This window comes from Salinibacillus aidingensis (assembly GCF_039522525.1).
GTDB classification, from domain to species: domain Bacteria; phylum Bacillota; class Bacilli; order Bacillales; family Alkalibacillaceae; genus Salinibacillus; species Salinibacillus aidingensis.
In genome coordinates this window covers 541,383-565,326 of record NZ_BAAADO010000003.1, presented here as the reverse complement: position 1 = coordinate 565,326, position 23,944 = coordinate 541,383, and the positions used below count along the sequence as shown (strand labels likewise).

19 protein-coding genes and 1 riboswitch are annotated in these 23,944 nt (G+C 42.1%); of the genes, 2 read left to right on the top strand and 17 right to left on the bottom strand.

All coding sequences use genetic code 11. The features are described from left to right. Window positions 1–51: 51 nt before the first annotated feature. From ABD006_RS09750 to ABD006_RS09740, 3 genes are all read right to left on the bottom strand, one after another. A complete protein-coding gene (locus ABD006_RS09750; RefSeq protein ID WP_343840151.1) occupies window positions 52–714 on the bottom strand; it encodes a ribonuclease H family protein in 663 nt (220 codons plus the stop codon). A 97-nt stretch (window positions 715–811) separates the two neighbouring features. Continuing rightward, window positions 812–1,462, bottom strand: coding sequence for a molybdate ABC transporter permease subunit (modB, locus tag ABD006_RS09745; RefSeq protein WP_343840148.1), 651 nt, complete (start codon window positions 1,460–1,462; stop codon window positions 812–814). Between the two features lie 279 nt (window positions 1,463–1,741). Further along, on the bottom strand, window positions 1,742–2,920 hold the full coding sequence (locus ABD006_RS09740) for an LL-diaminopimelate aminotransferase (protein WP_343840145.1): 1,179 nt from the start codon (window positions 2,918–2,920) through the stop codon (window positions 1,742–1,744). 185 nt (window positions 2,921–3,105) lie between these two features. On the opposite strand from ABD006_RS09740, the gene guaC reads away from it, so the two are divergent. Continuing rightward, window positions 3,106–4,089 (top strand): GMP reductase, encoded by a 984-nt coding sequence (gene guaC / locus ABD006_RS09735; protein WP_343840142.1) that lies wholly within the window; start codon window positions 3,106–3,108, stop codon window positions 4,087–4,089. 225 nt (window positions 4,090–4,314) lie between these two features. On the opposite strand, the gene ABD006_RS09730 is transcribed toward guaC, so the two are convergent. The 8 genes from ABD006_RS09730 to ABD006_RS09695 form a co-directional block, all read right to left on the bottom strand. Continuing rightward, a complete protein-coding gene (locus ABD006_RS09730) occupies window positions 4,315–5,061 on the bottom strand; it encodes a hypothetical protein (protein WP_343840140.1) in 747 nt (248 codons plus the stop codon). Next, the gene (locus tag ABD006_RS09725; RefSeq protein WP_343840137.1) at window positions 5,058–5,561 is read right to left on the bottom strand and encodes an RNA polymerase sigma factor; all 504 of its coding nucleotides are present in this window, start codon (window positions 5,559–5,561) and stop codon (window positions 5,058–5,060) included. The genes ABD006_RS09730 and ABD006_RS09725 overlap by 4 nt, the downstream gene beginning before the upstream one ends. 245 nt (window positions 5,562–5,806) lie before the next feature. Beyond that, window positions 5,807–5,956: an anti-repressor SinI family protein gene (locus ABD006_RS09720; RefSeq protein ID WP_343840135.1), complete on the bottom strand. Its 150-nt coding sequence runs from the start codon at window positions 5,954–5,956 to the stop codon at window positions 5,807–5,809. Between the two features lie 273 nt (window positions 5,957–6,229). After that, window positions 6,230–7,096, bottom strand: a complete 867-nt coding sequence (locus ABD006_RS09715; RefSeq protein ID WP_343840338.1) for an ROK family protein — start codon at window positions 7,094–7,096, stop codon at window positions 6,230–6,232. Window positions 7,097–7,148: 52 nt separating this feature from the next. Next, on the bottom strand, window positions 7,149–7,664 hold the full coding sequence (locus ABD006_RS09710) for a PTS sugar transporter subunit IIA (protein ID WP_343840134.1): 516 nt from the start codon (window positions 7,662–7,664) through the stop codon (window positions 7,149–7,151). 16 nt (window positions 7,665–7,680) lie between these two features. Beyond that, complete coding sequence (locus ABD006_RS09705) at window positions 7,681–9,147, bottom strand: glycoside hydrolase family 32 protein (protein WP_343840133.1); 1,467 nt, start codon at window positions 9,145–9,147, stop codon at window positions 7,681–7,683. Window positions 9,148–9,168: 21 nt separating this feature from the next. Continuing rightward, the gene (locus ABD006_RS09700) at window positions 9,169–10,566 is read right to left on the bottom strand and encodes a sucrose-specific PTS transporter subunit IIBC (protein ID WP_343840131.1); all 1,398 of its coding nucleotides are present in this window, start codon (window positions 10,564–10,566) and stop codon (window positions 9,169–9,171) included. A gap of 138 nt (window positions 10,567–10,704) precedes the next feature. Beyond that, a complete protein-coding gene (locus ABD006_RS09695; protein ID WP_343840129.1) occupies window positions 10,705–11,691 on the bottom strand; it encodes a LacI family DNA-binding transcriptional regulator in 987 nt (328 codons plus the stop codon). Between the two features lie 292 nt (window positions 11,692–11,983). On the opposite strand from ABD006_RS09695, the gene ABD006_RS09690 reads away from it, so the two are divergent. Further along, entirely contained in the window at window positions 11,984–12,823 is an 840-nt protein-coding gene (locus tag ABD006_RS09690) for a sulfurtransferase (protein WP_343840127.1), read from the top strand. 129 nt (window positions 12,824–12,952) lie between these two features. On the opposite strand, the gene ABD006_RS09685 is transcribed toward ABD006_RS09690, so the two are convergent. The 6 genes from ABD006_RS09685 to ABD006_RS09660 form a co-directional block, all read right to left on the bottom strand. After that, complete coding sequence (locus ABD006_RS09685; protein ID WP_343840335.1) at window positions 12,953–13,858, bottom strand: hydroxymethylglutaryl-CoA lyase; 906 nt, start codon at window positions 13,856–13,858, stop codon at window positions 12,953–12,955. Between the two features lie 214 nt (window positions 13,859–14,072). Next, on the bottom strand, window positions 14,073–14,606 hold the full coding sequence (locus ABD006_RS09680) for a hypothetical protein (protein WP_343840125.1): 534 nt from the start codon (window positions 14,604–14,606) through the stop codon (window positions 14,073–14,075). Window positions 14,607–14,798: 192 nt separating this feature from the next. Further along, window positions 14,799–16,097: an NCS2 family permease gene (locus ABD006_RS09675; RefSeq protein ID WP_343840123.1), complete on the bottom strand. Its 1,299-nt coding sequence runs from the start codon at window positions 16,095–16,097 to the stop codon at window positions 14,799–14,801. Window positions 16,098–16,223: 126 nt separating this feature from the next. Next, window positions 16,224–16,655 carry a response regulator gene (locus ABD006_RS09670; protein WP_343840121.1) on the bottom strand — a complete coding sequence of 144 codons (432 nt, stop codon included), beginning with the start codon at window positions 16,653–16,655 and terminating at the stop codon, window positions 16,224–16,226. An 84-nt stretch (window positions 16,656–16,739) separates the two neighbouring features. Then, a riboswitch (cyclic di-GMP riboswitch) is annotated at window positions 16,740–16,824 on the bottom strand. 225 nt (window positions 16,825–17,049) lie between these two features. Beyond that, window positions 17,050–21,444, bottom strand: coding sequence for a S8 family serine peptidase (locus ABD006_RS09665; RefSeq protein WP_425542212.1), 4,395 nt, complete (start codon window positions 21,442–21,444; stop codon window positions 17,050–17,052). A 609-nt stretch (window positions 21,445–22,053) separates the two neighbouring features. Beyond that, complete coding sequence (locus tag ABD006_RS09660; RefSeq protein ID WP_343840119.1) at window positions 22,054–23,841, bottom strand: S9 family peptidase; 1,788 nt, start codon at window positions 23,839–23,841, stop codon at window positions 22,054–22,056. Window positions 23,842–23,944: the final 103 nt, after the last annotated feature.

The following is a 23,944-nucleotide window of genomic DNA, read 5'->3' as shown; positions in this document are numbered from 1 at the left end:
AGATGTTACCGGAACAAGCCTTTGCAATCTGGTATGTTTTTGCCCCACAATCTATTCAGCATCTAATTCGATGGTGCTCATAATTTCAATATTCTTCAAAGCCTGTGAAGCGAGATGGTCTGCCTCCTGATTCTTTTTTCTGCCGACAAGCTGATAGTCAGGCTGGATTCCGAGGGTGTGTGTTTTTTCTTCAATCCGGTCCATCCACCTGGAAAGCTCCTCTTCAAAGCAGGGCCATTCATCTTTCAGTTGATTGATCACAACCTGGGAATCCCCGATAAATGTGACCGGTAAATGATGGACGCCTAAAAACTCCAACTCCTGTAACGCTAAATGAAGGGCAGCATATTCCGCTTCATTGTTCGTTTTCAGCTCATCTACAGCAGCATTTTTTCGCAAACGATAGGATTTCCCATTCTGATCATAATAAATGGCACAGCCCAATCCTGAATGCCTGGATTCCCGATCAAAGCCACCATCAAAATAAACCGTAACATTGTGAGGTTCTGTCTGAATGCCCTCCATGTACTTCTTTAATTCCTTCAGTTTCCATGAGCTCTCCTGATGATCGATAAAATGTACATGCTTGGCCCGGCCTGTCTTTTCTATATCCTCTGCTACCAGCACAGCTTTTTCTACCGTCATGTTCTCTGATTGAAAAAATACTTCCGTTCCTTTAGCTGTTGTATAAGTCCATTCAATTTTTATTTGCACAGCCTACCATCCTTTATGATTCCATACTCTAATTCTGTCTGTTTTTATCTTTTGATGAAAAGGAAAAAATATGCTTCGATGAAAAAACTTAGCAAAGCTAGGCTCTTACTCGATTTGCCAGCAGGAGTAAAAGGAACGAAAATCCAATGCTGATCCAGACATACGACCATGCAAGCTGATTTTGGCCCGATTCTATGGCAAAATAGATGGCGGTCGGAATGGTTTGTGTTTTTCCCGGAATATTACCCGCAAACATTAATGTTGCCCCGAACTCGCCGAATCCACGGGTGAAGCCAAGAATCAGGGCTGTTAATAATGACCTTGAAGACATTGGGATGATGATATGGGTTAAAAGCGTCCATTCCGAAGCCCCGTCCACTTTAGCAGCCCCCAAAATGTTGGAATCAACAGACTGAAAACCGGTTTTCAAAGATTGGTACATTAATGGAAAGGCAACAACACCTGCTGCGATAATAGCGGCTGTAGGAGTAAATACAACCCCATCACTTCCCAGCCATTCCAATAGTTTTCCAAAAGGCCCCTGATCCCCAAACACGATAAGCAGAAGAAAGCCAACCACACTCGGCGGCAGTACCAGCGGCATAAAAAATAATGTTTCGACCAGTGCCTTTCCTCTTCTCTGTTTCCGTATCATCCCGTATGCAGCGTAAATGGCGAGGATAAATGTTATAACTGCGGCAATGGTTGCCACAAAAAGAGACAGCTGGACCGGATGCCATGACCACATTCAGATCACCTACTTTTTCCCTCAGTTGCAATGACTCCTGATGTTATGCAAATCTATTCCTTTGTTCTTAGCGTCATTAATCTGTATATGATTCCATTTTACACGAAAACGAAAAGACAGACAGACGTATGCTTCTATTTTTTTAGCGGCCGGCTGACTCAGATAAAGTGAAACTTCCATCAGCAAGGGTTTTTGGTTAGTTGAACTTATCAGGAATTTACTGGCCGTTTATCCCCACTTAGCCTTGATGGGTTACCCTCAAGACTTGAGGTGGGGGCATTACGGCCAGTTAATGCGTGATAAAAATAAGCCGCTTTCCTTCACTTTTTCGGCCGCGCGCCGCAGTGTGTCTTTATCCTGGGTAAGTGCAATACGAACATAGCCTTCTCCTTCTTCGCCAAAGGCCTGGCCAGGAACGACAACGATTCCGGCTTCATCCATTAATTGATAGGCAAATGATTCGGAATCTATTCCATGTGGGACCTTGGCCCATACAAACATAGATGCTTTCGGACTTTCAACACTCCAGCCTGCCTGATGCAATCCATTCACAAACTGGTCACGACGCTCCTGATAGATCATTCGTAAATCATCACTGAACTGTGCGGAATTCCGCAAAGCCTTTACCGCCGCTTTTTGGATTGGCAAAAATACCCCATAATCCAGGTTTGATTTCAGGCGGCTCAAGGCTTCAATAATTTCAGAATTTCCAACCACATAGCCAATCCGGCAGCCGGCCATATTAAAACTTTTTGATAAAGAGTTGAATTCAATCCCTACATCCCTTGCACCTTCAATTGATAAAAAGCTGATTGGCTTCTCCTCATAATACAATTCGGAGTAGGCAAAGTCATGTAGAATCGTTATTTTATAGGTTTTGGCAAACTCGACTACTTTTTCGAAAAATTCCCGTGAGGCCAGGGCAGGAATAGGATTCCCGGGGAAATTCAAAATCATCAGCTTTGCCTTTTTCCTGACCTCCTCAGGGATGGCGTCCAAATCAGGCAAAAAATGATTTTCCTCTTTCAATGGCATTTTATAGGGAGTGGCCTCAGCTAAGGAAACCCCTGTTTCATAAGCCGTATAGCCAGGATCGGGTACTAAAATCAAATCCCCAGGGTCGGTAATGGTCAGGGGCAAATGAACAAGGCCGTCCTGTGACCCCATGACCATTAGGGCCTCTTCTTTTGCATCCAGACATACACCATACCGCTCCTTGTAGTAATCCACTGTCGCCTGAAGAAAATCATCGGTCCCTGTCAATGTATAACCGTACTGGGAAGGATCTTTTACATTTCCGGCTAATTCCTCCCTGACAAATTCAGGTGGCGGAAGATCCGGACTGCCAATACTCAAATCTATCATTTCGCAGCCTGCATTTATCTTTTGTTTTTGATAGTCTGCCAGTTCATTAAAAATAGACGTCTGAAAATGATTCATTTTCCCGGAAAACTTCATATTTACCTATCCCCTTTAAAAATTCGTGTTAGAAAATAATTAAACCTATTATAACAACAAGTTCAGACTGAAAATCAATAAAGATATCAAAAAACTTTGACATTCACTAAAATTTATTGTAAATTCATATAGGCGAACATTTTAATTGCACTATATAAATTCGTTCGTCTTTTAGGGGGATGACAATGGAAAACGTATTCGATTATGAAGATATTCAGTTAATTCCAGCAAAATGTATCGTAAAAAGCCGAACAGAATGCGATACATCTGTAAAACTTGGAGGATATACATTTAAACTTCCAGTGGTACCTGCGAATATGCAAACCATTATTGATGAAAGAATTGCCCGTTATTTAGCCGAAAACGGTTATTTCTATATTATGCATCGCTTCGAACCTGAAACCCGTCGTGATTTTGTAAAGGACATGCAGGCAAATGGCAGGATTGCATCGATCAGTGTCGGTGTGAAAGAAGAGGAATATCAATTTGTTGAACAATTAGCTACTGAAGGATTGATACCTGAATTTATCACCATTGATATTGCCCACGGTCACTCCAACGCTGTTATTGAAATGATTCAGCACATTAAGAAGCACTTACCGGACAGTTTTGTGATTGCCGGAAATGTGGGAACACCTGAAGCCGTCAGAGAACTGGAAAATGCCGGCGCAGATGCTACAAAAGTCGGGATTGGCCCAGGAAAAGTTTGTATAACCAAAATTAAAACTGGCTTTGGTACTGGAGGCTGGCAGCTGGCCGCTTTACGCTGGTGTGAAAAGGCAGCTAGTAAGCCCATCATTGCGGACGGAGGAATCCGTACTCACGGGGATATCGCCAAATCTATCCGTTTTGGTGCAACTATGGTCATGATTGGCTCTCTCTTTGCCGGCCATGAAGAGTCACCTGGAGAAACCGTTGAAAAGGACGGAAAGCTTTATAAAGAATATTTTGGCTCCGCTTCCGAGTTTCAAAAAGGAGAAAAAAGGAACGTTGAGGGCAAAAAAATGTATGTCGATTACAAAGGCCCGCTACAGGATACACTGAATGAAATGGAACAGGACCTGCAATCCTCCATCTCCTATGCTGGAGGCAAGGAATTAAAATCCATTCGACATGTTGATTATGTCGTCGTGAAAAATTCCATTTTTAACGGGGATAAGATTTACTAACCAATATGTAAATCTGCCGGAGGAGATAAAGGAAACACGATGAACAGCGTGAGTCAATGTTGACTTATCGGACGGAGGTGAGGGAAGTCACGCTAGTCGCTGGGCGCTGGAGCCGGACGTGGCCTCTCATGATTTTTTATCTACAAATTCGTAATTTTATAATTTCCTAGACAATAAAAAACACGAATGGCTCCTCTGTAGAGAAAGTCATTCGTGTCTATTTTTTTATTGGTCCAGATTTTCACTTTCTATTCGGTCAACAATCCAGCGATTTTCATCATAGACAAGAACATAGGTCATGATCCGGTGCCCTAATTGCTCGTTGTCTCTTTCCTGATGCACCTTATACTCTGTGTTACTTATCTTTTCCAAATCAAAGGGGATATCCTCCTGAAGCCATGTTGGCCCATCCATGGCAACGACATACACTTCTCCATTTTGTTCACGGAAATAGGATTCCGTAAACCATTGAGCCAGGTCAGCTGACATCATCGTTTCCAGCTTTTTCTTCACTTCCTCAAGTGATTGGATACCTGTCACCTTTTGGTCATCCCCACTACGTTGATGATAAAGTTCATTAAATGTTGATTTAAATTCCCTTAAGATCCGAAGCGCATCCTCTTTTTCCAATGGCTCCGGCGTCTTTGCCTGTTCTCCCTGGTCAGCATCCTGCATTTGCATTGTATCCTGTTTTCCGTCCTCATTCTGTTGGGGTGTCGTTTGCTGGTTCATTTGAATTTCACTGAATAAAAAGGTTCCTGCAATGAATAAAACAGCCAGGCTTACAAAACTGATGGATACTCTTTTTAACACCATTCCAGGCTTACGCGGCTTCGAAGGCTTTATGCGCTGCTGTTTCTTTTGTAAAGCTTCAGATTGAAGATTTTGCAGCATTTCCTGTTTCACTTGCCCGTTTATCTGCTGGTCCTTTGGAAATGACCCTAACTCATCCCATAGCTCATCTTTTCTCATGTTACCCCTCCCAATTGCTTCTTTAAGGCTTTCATTGCACGGTGAAATGTCACTTTTACTTTGTTCTGACTCCAATCTAATACTCCAGCTGTCTCTTCTACAGATAATTCCTGAATACCGCGCAACAGGAGGACTTCATAATAATTCTTTTTCAGGCATCGCATCGCCTGGTAAACTTCTTTTCTGGTTTCACTTAACTGATAAATGTCTTCTGGGGACTTCTCATTTACGGTTTGTTTATGTTGGATTAATTTCGATTCCTTATTGCGATTCCTCTTCTTTTTTCGCATATGATCAATCGCAACATTACGGGCAATACTAAAGAGCCACGTTTTCGGCTTGGACTCGTGTTTAAAGGTATCTATATGATTCAGGGCCTTGATGAATACCTCCTGAACCATATCCTCCACATCCCCGTGTCCCACATAATAAATCAGAAAGTTATAAACATCATCACTGTAATGATGAAACCAGGTTGTCAATGTATCCTCATGTGTCAAAGTCTTCTCCTCCCAATTGCCATACTCACGTATAAGACGATTCATCTATCGACAAAATTACACTTTTATTCATATTCATATATTTTCCCTTGAGAAATTTCTTAGTACCATTGGCGTTTTAATGAATAATGAGTGGAGGTGCCGGCATAGAAACTTTTTTGATCTATACAAAACAAAAAGGAATTGGCCCCTTACCAATCCCTGTTTTCAAATGCATGGTATAATTGTTAAAAGCAAATTAGTGCTTATACCCTCAGACCGTTTTTTTTCGCTTCTAACTTTTTTTCTGCACCTTTGTCTGTAAAGTAATCCCGAATCTCATCAATGGTCAGACCTATCTGTTTCGCCTCAACCATTAGTGTGACCCACTCTTTATCCAGCTCATCCTTTCTCATCTTCAACCTCCCCATTCCCCCTGATGTGCAACTGACTCATGAAGCTCTGTCTATTTGTATGATAAAAAGGTACCATACATAACCGGAAAGAAAAACTATACTTTAGTATAAACTTCAAAGCGAGATAAATTCCCCTTGATATTACGGCCTTATTCCTGTTTACCCACGTTCATTATACATATAAAAAAACCACCTGGATTTCCAGGCGGCTTCCGTTCGGTCAATATTCTATTCCACGATTGGGACAACGAATTTTCCTAAATTCACGACGGCTTATGCCTTCATTTCCAAAGCTTTAAGCCCTAACATAACAGATCCAATGACGCCCTGCTCATCATCGAGTTCCGGAGCTACAATCAGATTCTTTACATTTTTCACTTCTAAATATCCATTTAATAAATCCATAAATTTGTTCTGGACCATTGGATATAATTTTTCCTGCTTCATGACGCCGCCACCAAGAATGATTTTCTCTGGTGACAGGATAACATAGTAACTCATAATGGCTTGGGCTAAGTAGAAGGCTTCAAGCTCCCAAACATGGGCCTCTTCAGCCAGCAGATGCCCCTTTTTCCCATAGCGTTTTTCAATCGCAGGACCTGATGCGAGTCCTTCAAAACAAGTGCCGTGACTGGGGCAGTTCCCTTTAAAGTCATCATCCGGATGTCTTGGAATGAGAATATGGCCCATTTCTGAATGATTTTTCCCCTGAAATATTCGGCCGTGCTGCACCAGTCCTGCACCGATTCCAGTTCCTACCGTAATATACAGACTTGAATCCGCATTCCGGGCAGCTCCATACGTAAATTCACCCAGACATGCAGCATTGACATCTGTATCCATGGCAATCGGGATCGAGAAGATTTCCTTCAGTCTTTGTAAAAAAGGATAGTACTGCCAATTGATTTTAGGGGTTTTCTGTATCGTCCCATACGTATTGCTTTTAGCATCCAGATCCACCGGCCCGAATGTACCAACACCGAGCGCCTGGATCTCATATTGTTTAAAAAATTTCTCTACATTTTCAAGCGTCTGATCTGGATCCTCTGTAGGAAATGTTGTTTTATTTTTTATATTGCCGTTTTCATCCCCGACAGCACATACGAATTTTGTTCCACCAGCCTCTATGCCGCCAATCAACATGCGCCTCTCCTCCTTAACTGACACTGCTGTACTCCAGCGAAGTACGCGGTTATTTACTGACTCTAAGCAGCGGATGTTCACCTGCAGTCAGTTCTTTAGCTGTATCATCTACGGTAATTTCGCTCATATCGTCAGTATTCGTGATAATCACCGGTGTCACGGTATCCTTCGCTTTTTCCTTAATGATATCGATGTCAAATTCCATTAGGAGATCCCCTTGTTTGACCTTGTCGCCCTCTTTGACCTTTGCAGTAAAGCCTTCTCCTTCAAGCCCTACTGTTTCAAGGCCGACATGAATCAGAATTTCTGCACCATTATTGGCTTTCAGACCAATCGCGTGCTTAGTCGGAAATACCTGAATAACATCCGCATTTACAGGTGCATAAATCTTGCCTTCTTTAGGCTGAATGGCCGCACCTTCTCCCATCATTTTTTGTGAAAAAACAGGATCCGGAACGTCCTCAAGGGATACCCGTTCTCCTGACACTGGTGCTAAAATCGTAATATCTTTTACCTCAGCATTTTCTGAAGCTTGATTCTTCTTTTTAAAAAATTTCCCTAACATCTAACCACTCCACTATTTAAAATTCTGTGATTCTCTCGAGGTTCCATTTATTCAGGCTTGCGGTTAATTGGCCGTCAGACTGGAAAACAAGCGATTGTGCGTCCGGCTCATCAAAAATACGTGCAGTAAATACTTCTTCGCCATGGTTCACAAAAACCTCTACGGAAGATGTGTCTTTGTATATCTGCAAATGATGAAGATTCTCAAGATAGCATTTTCTTGATTCCATTTCCTTATCAGGGGTGAATCCTTCTCTTTCCAATGATAGAATCCCTTCCATTGTATCATAACGTATTTTTACAGCTTTACCAATTTTAATGCTGAAACTGCGTGCATTCCAATCAATAATAGATACTTCAAGCTCAAAAACATTTCCGTTTATCCCGTCAAACGAAACTGGATTCGCACTCTCAAAAGTAACATCTTTCCTTTCGATGTTGTCCTTTCTTAAATGTTTCAGCTCACGTACCGGCTTCTGGTACAGTCTTCCATCCTTCCATTCCAGCTCACGGGGAAGGGTTAACGCATGAATCCATTCGTGTTCATGCGTTGGCTGGCGAGCATCTCCTTCTTCTGAATTTCCCATCCAGCCAAACAGCAGACGGCGACCATCGGATGCTAATGTGGTTTGCGGGGCATAGAAATCAAACCCTTTGTCCAACTCTGTAAAGTCTCCGTGCTGGTAACGAACATTTTGGTAATCAACCTCACCGGCAAAATAACCCGTCTGAAATACGTTCTGATACTTAAATCCCTGTGGAGCTAATCCTTGAGGTGAAACGATCAGCACATCTTTGTCCCCAAGAGGAAATAAATCCGGACATTCCCACATATAACCAAAGTCCCCAAGTTGATTCTGTCTGCTGCCAGTTATAGGACCCAGAAAACTCCAATTTAATAAATCCTCTGAAGAATAAAGTACGACAACTCCCTCTTCTGCTTCGGTCTGGGCACCAATGACCATATACCATTTATTTTCATGACGAAACACCTTTGGATCGCGAAAATGAGCGGTATATCCAGGTGGAACGTGAATGACCGGGCCCTTTTTCTCAAAATGAATGCCATCATGGGAGGTTGCCAGACATTGATAGGATTCCCGATTTCCGGCTTCATCCTTTACATTTCCAGTATAAAATAAATAGAGTTCTCCATCGGAAACCACTGCACTGCCTGAGTAACAGCCGTTTTTGTCGTACCACTGATCAGGAGCAAGAGCTGCGGGGGCCTTGTCCCAATGTACAAGGTCTTCAGAGATATAATGTCCCCAGAACTTGGCCCCGTGTGCCGTTTCAAATGGATTCCACTGATAAAAGATATGATACTTTCCCTTAAAATAAATAAAACCGTTTGGATCATTTAACAACCCAACAGGTGGCATAAGGTGGTAGTGCAGACGATAGGGATCGTCTGCAACTACATGTTTATAAGCTTCTGCATGTTCATGTGCTTTCCTTTTGAGATTGTTCAATTCCTGATGCATAAAAAGCTCCTTTATCGTTATTTATTCTTTAAGCTGTTTTTCGTCTGAATAGCCAAACATCCATGTCAAACCGAATGCTACGGCAATTCCGATAATGTTAACGAGCAGATACAGGAAGATCTGTTCATTGAGATAAAGGAGGGTTCCCGGGATAACCGTAATGGACATCCCCGTTCCGGCAAGGTTTGTAATGGATGCAACAAAACCACCTGCTGCACCACCGATAAGCGCCATTAGGAACGGCTTTCCATAGCGTAAATTGACACCAAAGATGGCTGGTTCCGTAATACCCAGAAACGCAGATACGGACGATGGCATAGCTAAAGCCTTTAACTTTTTATTTTTCGTTTTCAATCCAACAGCTAAGGCTGCTCCACCCTGAGCCGCTATCGCAGACGTAACAATCGCATTAAACGGATTTTCCCCAAGGTTCTCAAGTAATTGAATTTCAAGTAAGTTGAAGATGTGGTGAACACCTGTAATAACGATAATCTGGTTTAAGAAACCAAGGATTAAACCGGCTAAACCAAACGGAAGCTCAAGTAGAGCCAGAACAATATCAAGAATATAGTTTTCAACGGTATGGAATACAGGTCCAATCGCAAATAGAGCCAGGATACTCATCACTAACAATGTAAGGAACGGTGTTAAAATAAGATCTAACGCTTCCGGCACTCGTTTTCGAATGGATTTTTCCAGTTTTGCACCAATAATACCGGCTATGAAGGCAGGAAGAACAGCACCCTGATACCCAACAACAGGGATAAAACCAAAGAACATAATCGGGTCCGCACCTTCAGCTACACCCCAGGCATTTGGAAGTGAAGGACTGACAAGCATCAACCCAAGTACGATACCAATGATTGGAGTTCCGCCAAACACTTTAAATGTTGACCAGGCAACCAGAGCCGGCAGGAAGATAAAGGCCGTATCAGTCAGAATTTCCGTATATAGCAGCAAATCCGCCGGAATATCCTCAGGGGTCAAACCGAAGAAGGCCAGAATCTTTTCCTGTACAAACAGCCCGCGCAATCCCATAAATAAACCGGTTGCAACCAGAACAGGAATAATCGGAACAAATACGTCGCCAAATGTACGGATAGCCCGTTGTAAACGATTACCATTTTGTTCAGCAGCTTCTTGCTTTTGTTCATCTTTGGAAGCCGTTTTCAAATCAAATTTTGCGACTTCTTCATAAATTCGGTTCACAAGACCTGTCCCAAAAATGACCTGGTATTGTCCCGAATTAAAAAAGGCCCCTTTGACCTTATCAATATCTTCCACCTTTTCTTTTTCAACTTTATCTTCATCCTGAATGATAAAGCGCAGACGAGTGGCACAATGAGTAACAGATTGAATATTGTCTGTACCGCCAACGGCCTCAATCAGCTCTTCTGCAATTTTCTTGTTATCAGACATATGATGTACACTCCTTTATTTGTGGAATCGATCCCACATTGTATAAAAATATTTTTTTATTCCTTTAAAAGTATTCTTTTGGGTGGAATCGATTCCACATTATTCAAAAATAAATCATGGAATCGATTTCAGGTACTATCATACACTATCTCTCTCTATTAGTCTATAGTCTAAGATCATTTTTTCTTTCACTTTTTTTGAGTGAATACAGGATAACAACTGTTTTGCTGCTTCCTCTCCAGCTTTTTCATTCTGATAATCGATGGTTGTGAGTTTCGGATGAATGTACTGGGAAATTTCCGAAGCCCCAATCCCAGCTACCGCTACATCCTCAGGAATACGTAACCCCTCCTGTTTCAGATAACTCATTGCTCCAATAGCCAGCCGATCTGTTACCGCAAACACAGCAGATGGAAGGACGCCTTCTGAGGTATGAATCTTCTTCATGGCATCATAACCGGAATCTATATTGAAGACTGCCTTTTGCACCCAGTTCTCTTCCACAGGTAAACCGTGTGCCTGCATTTCATCATAATATCCCTGTTTACGTAAAATCCCTACAGCCTTGTCGGATTCATCCACTCCGATAAATCCAATTTTCTTATGACCTTTTTGAATAAATAAGGATGTAAGTGTACGGGCTGCATCATAATCGTTATAGGAAACATACATGACATTCTCTGCTTCCTGGCCAATCATAACGACCGGGATGGGTAATTCTTTGATTTTCTCTATTAAATTAGGTGCCGTGTTCGTGGCAATCAGTACAATTCCGTCCACTTGACGAACTTTTAACAGATCCAGGTATTCCAGCTCCTTCTCCTTGTCGTGATTGGTATTGGCTAAGAGAATCTGGTATCCGTGCTCCTCCAATTCTTTGCCAAGGCCCGTTACAATTCTGCTCGGGGTCTCGGTCTGTATAGTCGGCAGAATGACTCCAATGACTTTTGTCCTTTTTGTACGTAAGGATTTCGCATACTGACTTGGAACATAACCGGTTTCCTCTATGACCTGTTCTACCTTTTCTCTTGCTTCCTCACTGACATATCCAGAGTCATTCAGCACTCGGGAAACGGTTGATCTAGATACTTGCGCCATTTCTGCTATTTCTTTTATGGTTACCAATTTCATCTCTCCCGACGATATTCTTGTTGAAATCTATTATAAAGGAATGATGACCTTCTTTCATCCTTTTTTACAACTATTCATTTTCACCGTTTTCATTTAGAATAAACATAAAGTGAAACTTCCATTAGTGGGACTTTTCTCCATCCCCCACTGATGGTTAGTTGAACTTATCAGGAATCTACTGGCCGTTTATCCCCACATAGTCTTTTTGGGGTACCCTCAAGACTTGAAGTGGGGATATTACGGCCAGTTCATCCGTGATAAACCTACGTCATTTGGAGGGATAGGATTGTCATTTCTAATATCTGTCGATGAGTTAAAAACAAAAATGGATGCTTCCGATGAGATGGTCATTGTCGATACACGGTTTGAGTTAACGAATCCGGGTGCAGGCAGAGCAGCATACCTCAAAGGCCATATTCCCCAAGCGTTTTACTTAGACTTGAATAAGGATTTAGCCGGTGAAAAAACAGAGCACGGCGGAAATCATCCTCTGCCGGACATTAATGAGTTTGCTCAAAAGATTGGAAATATCGGCATTGATCAACATACAACCGTCATCGTCTATGACCAGGGTAATGAAATGTTTTCAGGGAGATGCTGGTGGCTCCTTCATTATTTAGGACACGAAAGCGTCTATGTTCTGGACGGTGGATTAGAACGCTGGCAGGAAAAGGGCTATGAAATAACGACGAAACAGCCCGTTGCTGAAAGGAAAACCTTTATTCCAAAGCCGAGAGCAGATGAAGTAGTAGATATTCATCAGGTCAAAGAAAAGCTCCAGGAGGACTCGGCGATTTTAATTGACTCCCGCTCCAAAGACCGCTATCTGGGCAAAAATGAACCCTTATATAAAAAAGCCGGACACATTCCTGGAGCCATAAACTACTTTTATAAGGACGTTTTAAGCGAGGATGGACGATGGAAGGATCCGGATGATCTGAGTCAGCACTTTGCCAGCCTCCCGAAAGATAAGGAAATTATGGTTTCCTGCGGGTCCGGTGTCTCCGCTACTCCGAATATTATGGCTTTAAAAATGGCCGGATTCCATAATGTTAAACTCTACCCGGGAAGCTTCAGTGACTGGATTTCCTATGATGAAAATGAAGTGGAGACTGAGGATGAGTAGCATGAAAAAAGAACGGAATCCTGATGATTTCGTTCTTTTTCATTCAGAAACATTTAGTCATTTCGCTGTTCACCGATTATCTCCCTCCAGCATGGCTGAATCCCTGCTTTTATATCGGCATAATAAATTTTAATTTCTGCTTAATTGATGAGTAAGGGATTTACTTGGCAGCCGCTTCCCTAATTTACTCTGAATAAATTCGGCTGTATCCAAAAGATGATCCATTGAGATACCTGTCTCTATTCCTAGGCCATGGAATAAATACAGAACATCCTCCGTTGCAACATTCCCCGCTGCACCAGGCGCATATGGACAGCCACCCAGCCCGCCTACGGAACTATCAAAATGTGTTATCCCATAATTAAGAGAGGTTAATAGATTTGCCATCGCCATTCCTCTTGTATCATGGAAGTGCATAATCAGCTTTTCCTCAGGGTAACGCTTCAATAATTCATCAAGTAAAGCTTCCACCTGTGATGGAACGGCTGATCCAATGGTGTCTCCAAGCGATAGATAATCAGCACCTGACTCCAGTAATTGTTCACAAACAGGGATCACCTGCTCTGGTTTAGTTCTTCCTTCAAAAGGGCAATCAAACACCGTTGAAACGTAGCCGGTGACCACCTTATTCTCCTGCTTAGCCACTTCGATGACGTCACGCAGAACTGGATACGTCTCATCAATCGTCTTGTTGATATTTTTCTGATTATGGGTTTCACTTGCAGACATAAATACGGAAATTCCATCGAGATCTGCTTCAAGTGCATGCTCCAGTCCTTTCTGATTAGGAACCAGCGCTGAATAATTCACATCAGGATAACGCTGAATTTGTCTGGCAACCTCTCTCGCATCAGATAAAGCCGGAATCCATTTCGGATGGACAAAAGAGGAAATTTCAATTTCTTTTAATCCTGATTGAGCCAGTTTATCAATCATCGTCACTTTGTCTTCTGTTTCAATCCAAGTCTCTTCGTTCTGTAATCCATCCCTTGGCCCTACATCCTTTAAATAGATTTTATCAGGAAGGTTTTGCAGCATATGTACACCTCCATACTTGAATACGCTTACAAAAAAATTTTATACAAAAAAACAGCCAGTATAACAATCTAACTGCTGACCGTATTATATGATGAATTTTCTGAAAGTGTCAACGGTAAAAAAGTGAGTGATTTCTAGAACAGACCCTCTTTTGAGCATATTTTCTTATATCCAACATAAAGGAAGAAAATCGATTCCACTATAAATTGATCTACTTTGTGTTTTCCATTATAGATAAAATGGTTTTCAAATGGTTCGTTTCGTTAATAATTTCATAAGTACCCAGGTAATTTTCATTCACACGAAAACCATGGTAATCAGAGAGATAGTAATCCTCCTTCGCTTCCCTTGTTATAAGGAGTCTTATTCCAAACTCTTTAAATAATCCCGCAGAATCACGATCTTTCTTTAGTTCCACTCCTGAAAAATCATTCAATATATCCTCTATAACTTGTGAATCTTTGATTGTAATTTGCCTGTCAATTTCAGATAAACCGCGCTCTTTGGGTGGTTTATATAAGGTAATTCGGACTTCCTCTACTACGGTGCTATCAGTAAATATTTCTTCTGAATAGAGAGCTTTAAAACTAGTATACTGCATTTGATAAACACTGAATATCAGTCCAAAGATAATCAATGCTTCAACAACCACCAAAATCTTTTTATTTTTAATCATAATACTTAGAAAAAAAGTTAACAGTATAACTCCGGCAATGATAAGGATAATACTAAAAATATTGAACATATCCTACCCTCCTTTATAAAAATTTTAACATATATGGAGGAATTAATAGATGATTGATTATAACAAAATAAGATGATGATTGGGTAAGCATAGTAAGCTTCTACTGTCCAGGAATTTCCCATGAATACACAAAAAAGAGTACAATCGCAATAATGGATTGTACCCCTTAATCAATTAATTAATAATCCACGTTCAGCCAATCACATGAACCACAAAGTTCACTAAAAACAGTGACGCAATAATATACAGTGTAAACGAAACCTCTCGTGCCCGGCCTATCCCGACTTTTAAGATTGGATATAAAATAAATCCGGCTGCCATCCCATCCGCAATACTATACGTGAATGGAATCAGGGCAATAATCAGGAAGGCTGGAAAACTTTCACTCATATCCTTGAGATTCAGGTTTCGAATATTCTGGAGCATTAATCCGCCAATAATAATTAAAATGGGGGCAATGGCACTGCTTGGAATCAGCTTAATGACCGGAATAAAAAAGATGGACAGCAAAAACAGAAAGCCGGTCGTAATCGCCGTAATTCCTGTTCGGCCACCTGCTGCCATGCTTGCTGAACTTTCAACTGTTGCAACAGTAGGACTGGTTCCGAACAAGCCAGATAACATAGCCGAAACGGATGTTGCCTGAAATGCCCTTGAAAATCCATCCGGGCGATTAATAAAATTCGCATGTCCGTGTACTAATCCTACGTTTTCAAAAACCAATACCATCGTTAAGGAAAACACCGCTATCCAGAAGGTTATGGAGAATAAACGGTCAAAAGACATCGAACCGAAAACATTCATGTATTCACGAATGGATAGCTGACTGGTGTTATTACTCTGTGCATCCAGTAAACCAAATGCCCATGCGATAAAGGTTCCTACTACAACAGTTATAAGAAAGTTGCCGGGTACATTCCTTATGAACAAAATGATGGCAATCAAAAAAGTCAGTACGGTCGCAAGCACAGCTGGATTACCTAAATCCCCAAGTGCCACAATCGAATTTGTACCCTTTTCTACAATCCCACCCTTTTCTAGTCCAATGAGCATTAAAAAGAGTCCAAGACCAACTGTAATGGCTTCCTTCAGGGATTGGGGAATCGATTCACTCAACGTTTTCGCAAAACTGGAAAATGCAATGAATACAAATATTAACCCTGAAACCAGTACAACAGCTAAAGCTTCAGGCCAGGAAAGCCCCATCGATTGAACCATAGTATAGGAAAATAAAGCATTTACTCCCATACCTGGAACGAGAAGAATTGGCATATTGGCCCAGAATCCCATAAGAAAACAGCCCGCAAAGGAAATGAAAATCGTCGCCAGAATTGCTGCTTCCAGTGGTATTCCGGCCTCTGAAAGTATGAGAGAGTTTACAGCAATGATATAAACAATCGCAAAGTAACCAATCAAACCTGCCATAACTTCTCTCTTCAGTGTAGTTTCATACTTGTCGAGCTGAAAAAAGTTGTTCATCCATTTATTCATTTTATCGACCTGTCTAATTTAAATAGCCCTCTCCCTGCCCGCTCTCTCCTGATTATCAGGCGAGCCAATTTTATATTATAGCAAACATGGGTATGAAATATCAAAGCAGCCAGCGATTCTGGAATTTTATTCAGTTGAAGTGGTGGCTGTTCCGAGATGTTTGTCTATAATTTCTCCCAAATTTTTAAAATAAGGCTTTACAATGAAATCCTTTGCTCCTGACTGGATGGCATCCATGACATTTGATTGTGTCCCAAGCGATGAACATATAATGACTTTGGCTGTTGAATCAAAACTCATGATCTCAGACAGAGTTTCAAGTCCATTTTTCACGGGCATAACCATGTCCATAATGACCATATCAGGACGGACAGCCTGAAAAACTGTAACAGCTTCCTGTCCATCCTTGGCTTCTACAAACTCATGAGACCCGTGCTGCTGAATAATTTGTTTCAGCCAATTTCTCATAAAAGCTGAATCGTCTGCTAGTAAAATTACACTCATTTGCGCCTCTTCCTTACTCATAGATTGCTGCTTAATGACTTTTGTTCGTAACAAGATCAGCATCCAATAAGGACAAAAAGGTAGATAACATGAAAAAAGACCAGCCAAAGAAAAAGGCTCGTCTGTTATGACCAGTTCTTCGGCAACCAGGCTGCCATAGCTCGTAAGCTTTAGGCCCTTAGTTTTGCGTCCTTATTTTTCAATAAGTTTGCCCTTATCGGTTTTCTGCTTTATATCATTTTCACTCTTTATAATTATCGACGAATTGTGCTGATAATCAAGAGGTTTGCCCAACATTCCACAAATTGTAAATTATAGTGTACTTTTATCAGCGAATGAATATAGAAAAACCCCCGACACCGTGCGTGAGATGTCAGGGGTTCTGTGAAACAATCTGTGAAACAAGATTATTCGGGTGGTGACAGGCACTACCCGCGGCGGCACCACCTTAATTAATATAAAGCTTCCCGTCTGCTTTCTTTCTTGTTTCGTTTCCGTGGTCATCTACTGCTTTTACTTCGATGACTGCACCTTCTGCTTTAAGATTGCTTGTGGCGGTCCAGTAGCCAACATAGTGGCCATCAGACATTTCCATCATAGGAAGCTCAGTTGCGTTGGATACTTGATTACGTGCATTGGTGAGTGGCATATGGATGACAAACGTTGCATCCAAATCAGTCTCACTGTCAAATTCGATACGCACGCTTTCTCCAGCTTTCAGTTCATGGTCTTCCTCAGGCAGAAGATTACTGATTTCAGGAGCTGTAAAGTCAACATCAAGCGTAATCGTTTCAGTCGTTTGATTTCCTGCTAAATCCTGAGCAACCACTTCAATTTCATTTTCCCCATTATCGAGTAAAACTCGCTTGGAGTACGTGCCGTCATCTGAAATATTAGCTTCACTTCCATTGACTTTTACCCAATCAAGATTCGCATCATTGACTGTACCTTCAACCGTTACTGTTTCACGATTGGATTTCGACTCATCCTCAGGACTGTCAATGGTAAGCTCAGGGCTTGTCGTATCCAATGTGACGGAAACTTCTTCAGACTCACCAGTCACAGCTCCATCAAGTTTGGATACTGCTTTTAATACATTTTCACCCTCGGTAAGTTCAACAGGAATGTCAAATTCACCGGATTCTCCTACTTCAATAGTTCCTGCAGCTTCTCCATTATTCGTCAGTTCAACTTCTGTCGTTGGTGAAGCTGTACCAGTTACCGTTACCTCTTCATCACTGGTAATGAGTCCAGCTTCCGGTGAGGTAATTTGAGGATCTTCAACCTCATAGCTTACACGGGCACGGATCATATAGTTTCCTTCTGACGTTGGAGATGGTGACCATTCCCCAGCCACTCGCTGAAAGCTTCGTCCGGCATGCTCGCTGCTTTCGTCCGTAGCCAGTCCTGGAGTGTCAGGGTTTGGATGGGTTTGTACATAGACCATGTAGAAATCCCCATCTACAAAAATATTGTGCTCTCTTAAATCCACAACTGTCCATTCACCATTACGAAGCGCCTCTGCTTCAATCGGACCGGCAATCTTTTCACCAGGTAAACCTTCTTCACCATTGGCATCCCAGATTTCAACAGCAAATTCCGTTCCACCCGGCTGTGGCCATTCCTCATTCCAGAAACGGAACACACCGTCTGTGACAACACCCTGATCCTTGCCCTCTGGAAGAGACATTTTTACAGCCCAGGCATTCCCGGCATCATAAAAAGCTCTTGCATTTTCGGCAGTGCCGTCATCATAGCCAATCTCCCCGCCAGGATAGGTGTACAGTGGCTCAAGCTCAGCATTTACCTGAACATCTTCTGTCAGATCAATGCTAACATCCTTACTGTAATAATCAGGGGCCATGATTTTTAAGGTATAGGAGCCTTCATAACCAGTAATGGAGAACTCCCCATTTTCGTCTGTTGCAACGGGTGCAACGTTTGCATCCTCAGCTAAAAGAACGGTCGCACCTTCAACCGGCTCACCTGTAGCCTGATCGGTAACTTTTCCTGTTGCAGTAAACTGATCAACTTCTTCAAGTGTAAAATCTGCTACAGCTTCACTATCAGCTTCAAGCGTTACACTTTGCTCCTGTGATTCATAGCCATAGGACTCTGCTTTTAATGTAAATTCTCCGGCAGCATGGCTTATCGAATACTCTCCTGTAGCCGGATCAGTTGTCACTGAACGGCCGCTTTCAAGTACGCTCACTTGCGCCTGCATAGGCAATAAGTTAGGATTAACATAGTCCTCTTGGGCAGGAGGATCTTCTTTAGGTAAATTCGGCTGAATATCAGCTGGGTTTACCTTTTCTTTTAGACCTGCACTAGGGCTCGACTTCATGACACCTAAGCCATTCATAAACCCGAATGCATTTCCATTCTTTCTCCCTTTATTCTTACCTTTTGTTTTTCCGTTGTTTCCTTTCTTCTTATGAAGCGATGCCTGATTTCCATTAGACGTATCAGACAATGCCACGTCATCAATATACCAGCCTTCACGGGTAACACTACCGTCAGTTGTAACGTTAAAGCCGATATAGACTCTTTGACCACTGTACTCAGAAAGATCTACTTCTGCTTCTTCCCAATCACTGGTGGTACCTGTAACTTGCAGGATTTGCGTCCACTCTTCCTGATCGGTAGAAATAAAGACATGGCCAAAGTCATAGGCCGTTCCTGATGAATACTGCTCTAAATCGTGCCACTGATTAAATTGAAGGTAAGCCTCTCCTTCTGGTAAATCAATCGGTGGCATCATAAGTGTTGCATTCATGTCACTATCGTAATCACCTGCAAGGTTCGTCGCATATACATTTTCACCAGACGCAGCATTTCCTGGTCCTGATTCAGGTGTGCCCCACTCCCAGGAGCTGTTTTCACCAAATACAGACCATCCTGCTGGCTGAGTGCCTTCAAAATCCTCGGAATAACCAAGGGAAATACCAGGAAGAACGTCTACGGTATACGTGTCACTTTCCGTAGTGTTTTCTCCAAAGTCTTCAACCGTCCATTTATAAGTGAGTGAATCACCATTAATTTGGTCACCTGGAATGGCAGCTGTGTAATCTGCAGACTTGTAATCTCCGGATGTACGGCCTGCTTCAACAGATACCCATTCACCATTGGCATTTTGATATTCAAGTAAAACAGAAGCGATACTAATATCATCTTCCACATGAATATTCAAAGGAAGATCCATTCCTTCATACGTTTCTTCTGGAGCTGTATGTTCTATGGTTGGTGCAACGTTATCTTCCCCATGTTTGGTAACCGTACCTTTGATTGTTCCAAGACCGTTGTCCAGAAGAGCAACAGCGTCATATGCATTTAACAAACCGTGTCCATATCCATTATTCGGAGACTCTGAATATTCATCATCGGTCATTGGAATAGCTGAATTGATCAGCACTTCTTCCAATTCATCTACGGTAATACTGCTATCCACTTGACGAAGCAACGCTACAGCGCCTGATACAGCAGGGGAAGCCATGGACGTACCACTATAGGTGCCATCATAGCCATCGCCTGGAACAGAAGAGCGAATGTTTACCCCAGGTGCTGAAATTTCAGGCTTAATTTCGTCATATGGTGAAGGTCCGCGCAGAGAAAATCCTGCAAGATTGTCACTGCTGTCTGTAGCACCTACCGCAAAAGATTCAGGATAATTTGCTGGTGTAGCAACAGACCCTGGACCACCTGGATTCGTTAAGCTCGTATTCCCTGCTGAAAAGGTAGGGAAAATACCAGCAGCTCTCCAGTTCGTCACGACATCACGATACCATTCATCCAAACCAGGTCCGCCACCCCAGGAGTTATTGACAACATCTGGAGCAAGGTCGGCACGTGCATTTCCTTCAGAATCTGTTGGAGCCATAATCCATTCTGCTGCTTCTAATAAATCCGCGTCTGTTCCACCAGCAGCCGTAAATGCCTTAACAGCAATAAACTTAGCCCCAGGTGCAACACCAACCTGATTGGATCCATCCGGTTCATTTCCAACCATCGTACCCATTACGTGAGTTCCGTGGCCCTGATCATCATAAGGCTCACTTTCTCCTGCTGTCGCATCAAACCAGTTGTAATCATGACTTGCTTCACCGGTATCCGCATCATAGCCACGATAGTTATTCTGAAGGGCCGGGTGATCCCATTGAACCCCTGTATCAATGTTGGCTACAACGGATCCAGTACCATCAATTCCATCTTCCCAAACTTCTGGTGCACCAACGCGTTCAACATTCCATTCTACATTGGTCAATTCAGATTCAGGATTGTTTTTCACCTTCGTATCCACAGGTGTCAGCAATTGACGGGTTTCATTTGGCAGAAGCTTTTCAACCTCTTCAAACGAAGCAATCTTTTCCGCAACCTCTTTAGTGGACGTAACAGCCATTCCATTAACAATATGATAAGAATGGACTTCCTTTGCACTGCCCTTTTCCAATTCTTTTTGAAGATAAGCTTTTACATTCTGCTGAGATTGCTGGGCTGTTGCTTTTAGTGCAGAAATCACGGCAGAGCGCTGAGTGAATTCTGCTTTCGTTGCTGATAGATTGTTCGATTGTGCCTTCTTCCTTGCATCCTGGGCAACCTGTTTCGTATCCGTCTTTTCCTTAAACTTAACCAGATACGTCACTTGCTTTTGATCACTAAACTGCTTGTGCAGCCGATCACTGACTTTTGCTTCCGCCACCTGCTGGGTATTCTTCGCTGATTCATGAATTTTGTTGTTCTTTGCTGCACTCTCAGCATAGGTCATACTCGGTGCGACGAGTGAAAATACCATCAATGCAGAGGCGACCATACTAAAAGTCCTTGTTCGCCGACGTTTCTTTTTCAGCAAAAAATCTCCTCCTTTTTTTAATATCCTGACTATTCCTGATGAAAAACAAAAAAACTCCCTGTTCATCCCTCCTTCCCTACGAATTTTTAAACATGTAGGCTCTAGAGCTGCAGGCGAGTTATTGTGAAAAGTCTATGAAGTTAATTCTAGTATAGTAAAAATCTGCATGAAATTTTGTCATATTTTGACTGCAGAAATGCTTTTGTAAAAAATTAGTAGTTTTGTACCTTTCCGGAGACCCTTCAGCCATCTACAAAAGTACTACACCTTCAGGTCTTTAAGGGATGAGAAAATTGTCAAAAGGCTAACGGAAGGAGGGGTTTCCAGGATTTACCGCCTGGATTAATCTATTAGGAAAACTAGCACATTCGCTATATTTATAAAATAAAATGATACATAATCCCTAACATCTTCCCAGGTATTATCGTTTTCCATTGAAAAAATCTATCCTATGAACTAAAACAGGAGAGGATTTGAGGAAGCAATTAAGCTGAAAGACTCAAAATCCACCGACAAATGAACGAGGAAAAACGATGGACATTAGTTTGTGAAACAATTTGTGAAACAAGATTTTTCGGGTGGTGACAGGCACCACCCGAAAAATCCTTATTGATATTTGTCAAAGAATTCGGCGATTTTACGAAAGGCTTTGATTTCGTTTTCTTTTTTGGAAAAGCCGTGTCCTTCGTTTTCCATCACGAAGTACTCTACTTCCACACCTTTGTCTCTCAACGCTTCTACCATTTGATCGGACTCTTTTTTCACGACCCTCGGATCATTGGCCCCCTGGATAATGAACATCGGCTTTGTCATCTGGTCTAAATAAGTAATGGGAGAATCCTTAATAAACCGATCTTTATCCTTTTCCGGATCACCCAGCCACAGCTTCATAATCGGCTTCCAGTCTTCTGGTACAGAATTGTAGAAGCTGAACAAATCACTGGGACCACAGACATCAACAACTGCACGGAAATACTCAGGATGGCGGCCGGCCAGTAACAGAGACATATACCCTCCATAGCTTCCTCCTAACAGGAAAAGATGCTCCTGGTCTGTATAGCCATTTTTTAACAGCCACTCAATACCTTCCACACAATCCAGACGCGGTCCATGCCCCCAATCCTGTTCAACCAGCTTTACAAACTCTGCTCCATAACCGGTACTTCCGCGAAAATTAGGTGCAAAGACGTTATAACCGATTCCCGCGAGAAACTGGAAGTAGGAACGATACGACTTCCTTTCTGAAGATTGCGGACCTCCATGGGGCCAGAATACCGTATACCCATTGGCCACTTCTGGTTTTGCCTTAAATAACAATGATTCAATCGGCGTATCATCGTAGGATTTATAGGTGACAATTTCCGGATCCACCAAGTCGTCAGAACTCATACCCATAACCCGATTATTCGTTAACGGTGTCCAGTCACCGCCAGCATCTCTTTTATAAATATTAGACGGTTCCACAGCACTGTTTCCCAACAGATAAAGATTTCCGCTTTTCGCTGCTTTCAGCTGATCAATGGTATCAATCGGAATATCAATCTCCTCGACTTCACCTGCCTCTATATCATAGGCATAAAGCTCATCTGCAACTCCATGCTCCGTCACAAGATAAAGGGTTTTGGACGCTTTGTGATAAATAAGGTCACTGATTTCCCGTTCATCAAATTTGAGTACCTCTTTAAAGGTTTTCGCTTTTAAATCAAAAGCAGCCAAATAGGAAAATTCAGATTGATAGTTTGTAACGAAATAAATGGTTTCGTTATCTGTAAAAACCGGGCCTGATGCCACATGGACTATTTTTGGATCAGGTGTCAGAGGCATGCTTTCCTCGTTTGTATGTAAATAAAGTATTTGATAGGTATTCGCATAAGCCTGAAGATAGACAAAGGTTTCCTCATCAGGGCTTACCGCCTCCAGTTCAACAGGAGCCTCCTCCCCATTAAAAAGCTGTACATCCTCTTTCGTATTCAGATTGCGTCTGCGAAGATTTAAATAATTAGGATTCCCCTTATTCGTTGTATAGTAAAGATGCTCTCCATCCTCTGATAAATGGCTAAAATAGAACTTTTCATCACTTTCACCTGTCACAACAGGCTGTGGAACACCACCATTTATCGGTAAAGCATAAATCTGGAAGTTTTCATCCCCATCATGGTCAATTCCCGTAAGCAAATAGCGATTTTCCGGGTCATAAGCAACAAATTGGCTATTTTCATTGTGGAAGGATACCTGATAGGGAAATTGATTCGGCAAATCCAACTTCCATAGATTCATTTCACCACTTAGATTCGTGTTAAATACCAGCGATGATTCATCCGGACTTACCGCAAAATGAGTGATCGCAGAGGATCTTAAGTATTGTTCAATATCTGGTTTTGGAAATTCAATCATTAACTCGCCTCCATTATGTTCAGAAAATTAAAATAAACCTGAATCTATTATAGCGATAAACCAGCATGAGAACAATAGACCGTCCTCCATACCCCTCTTCACT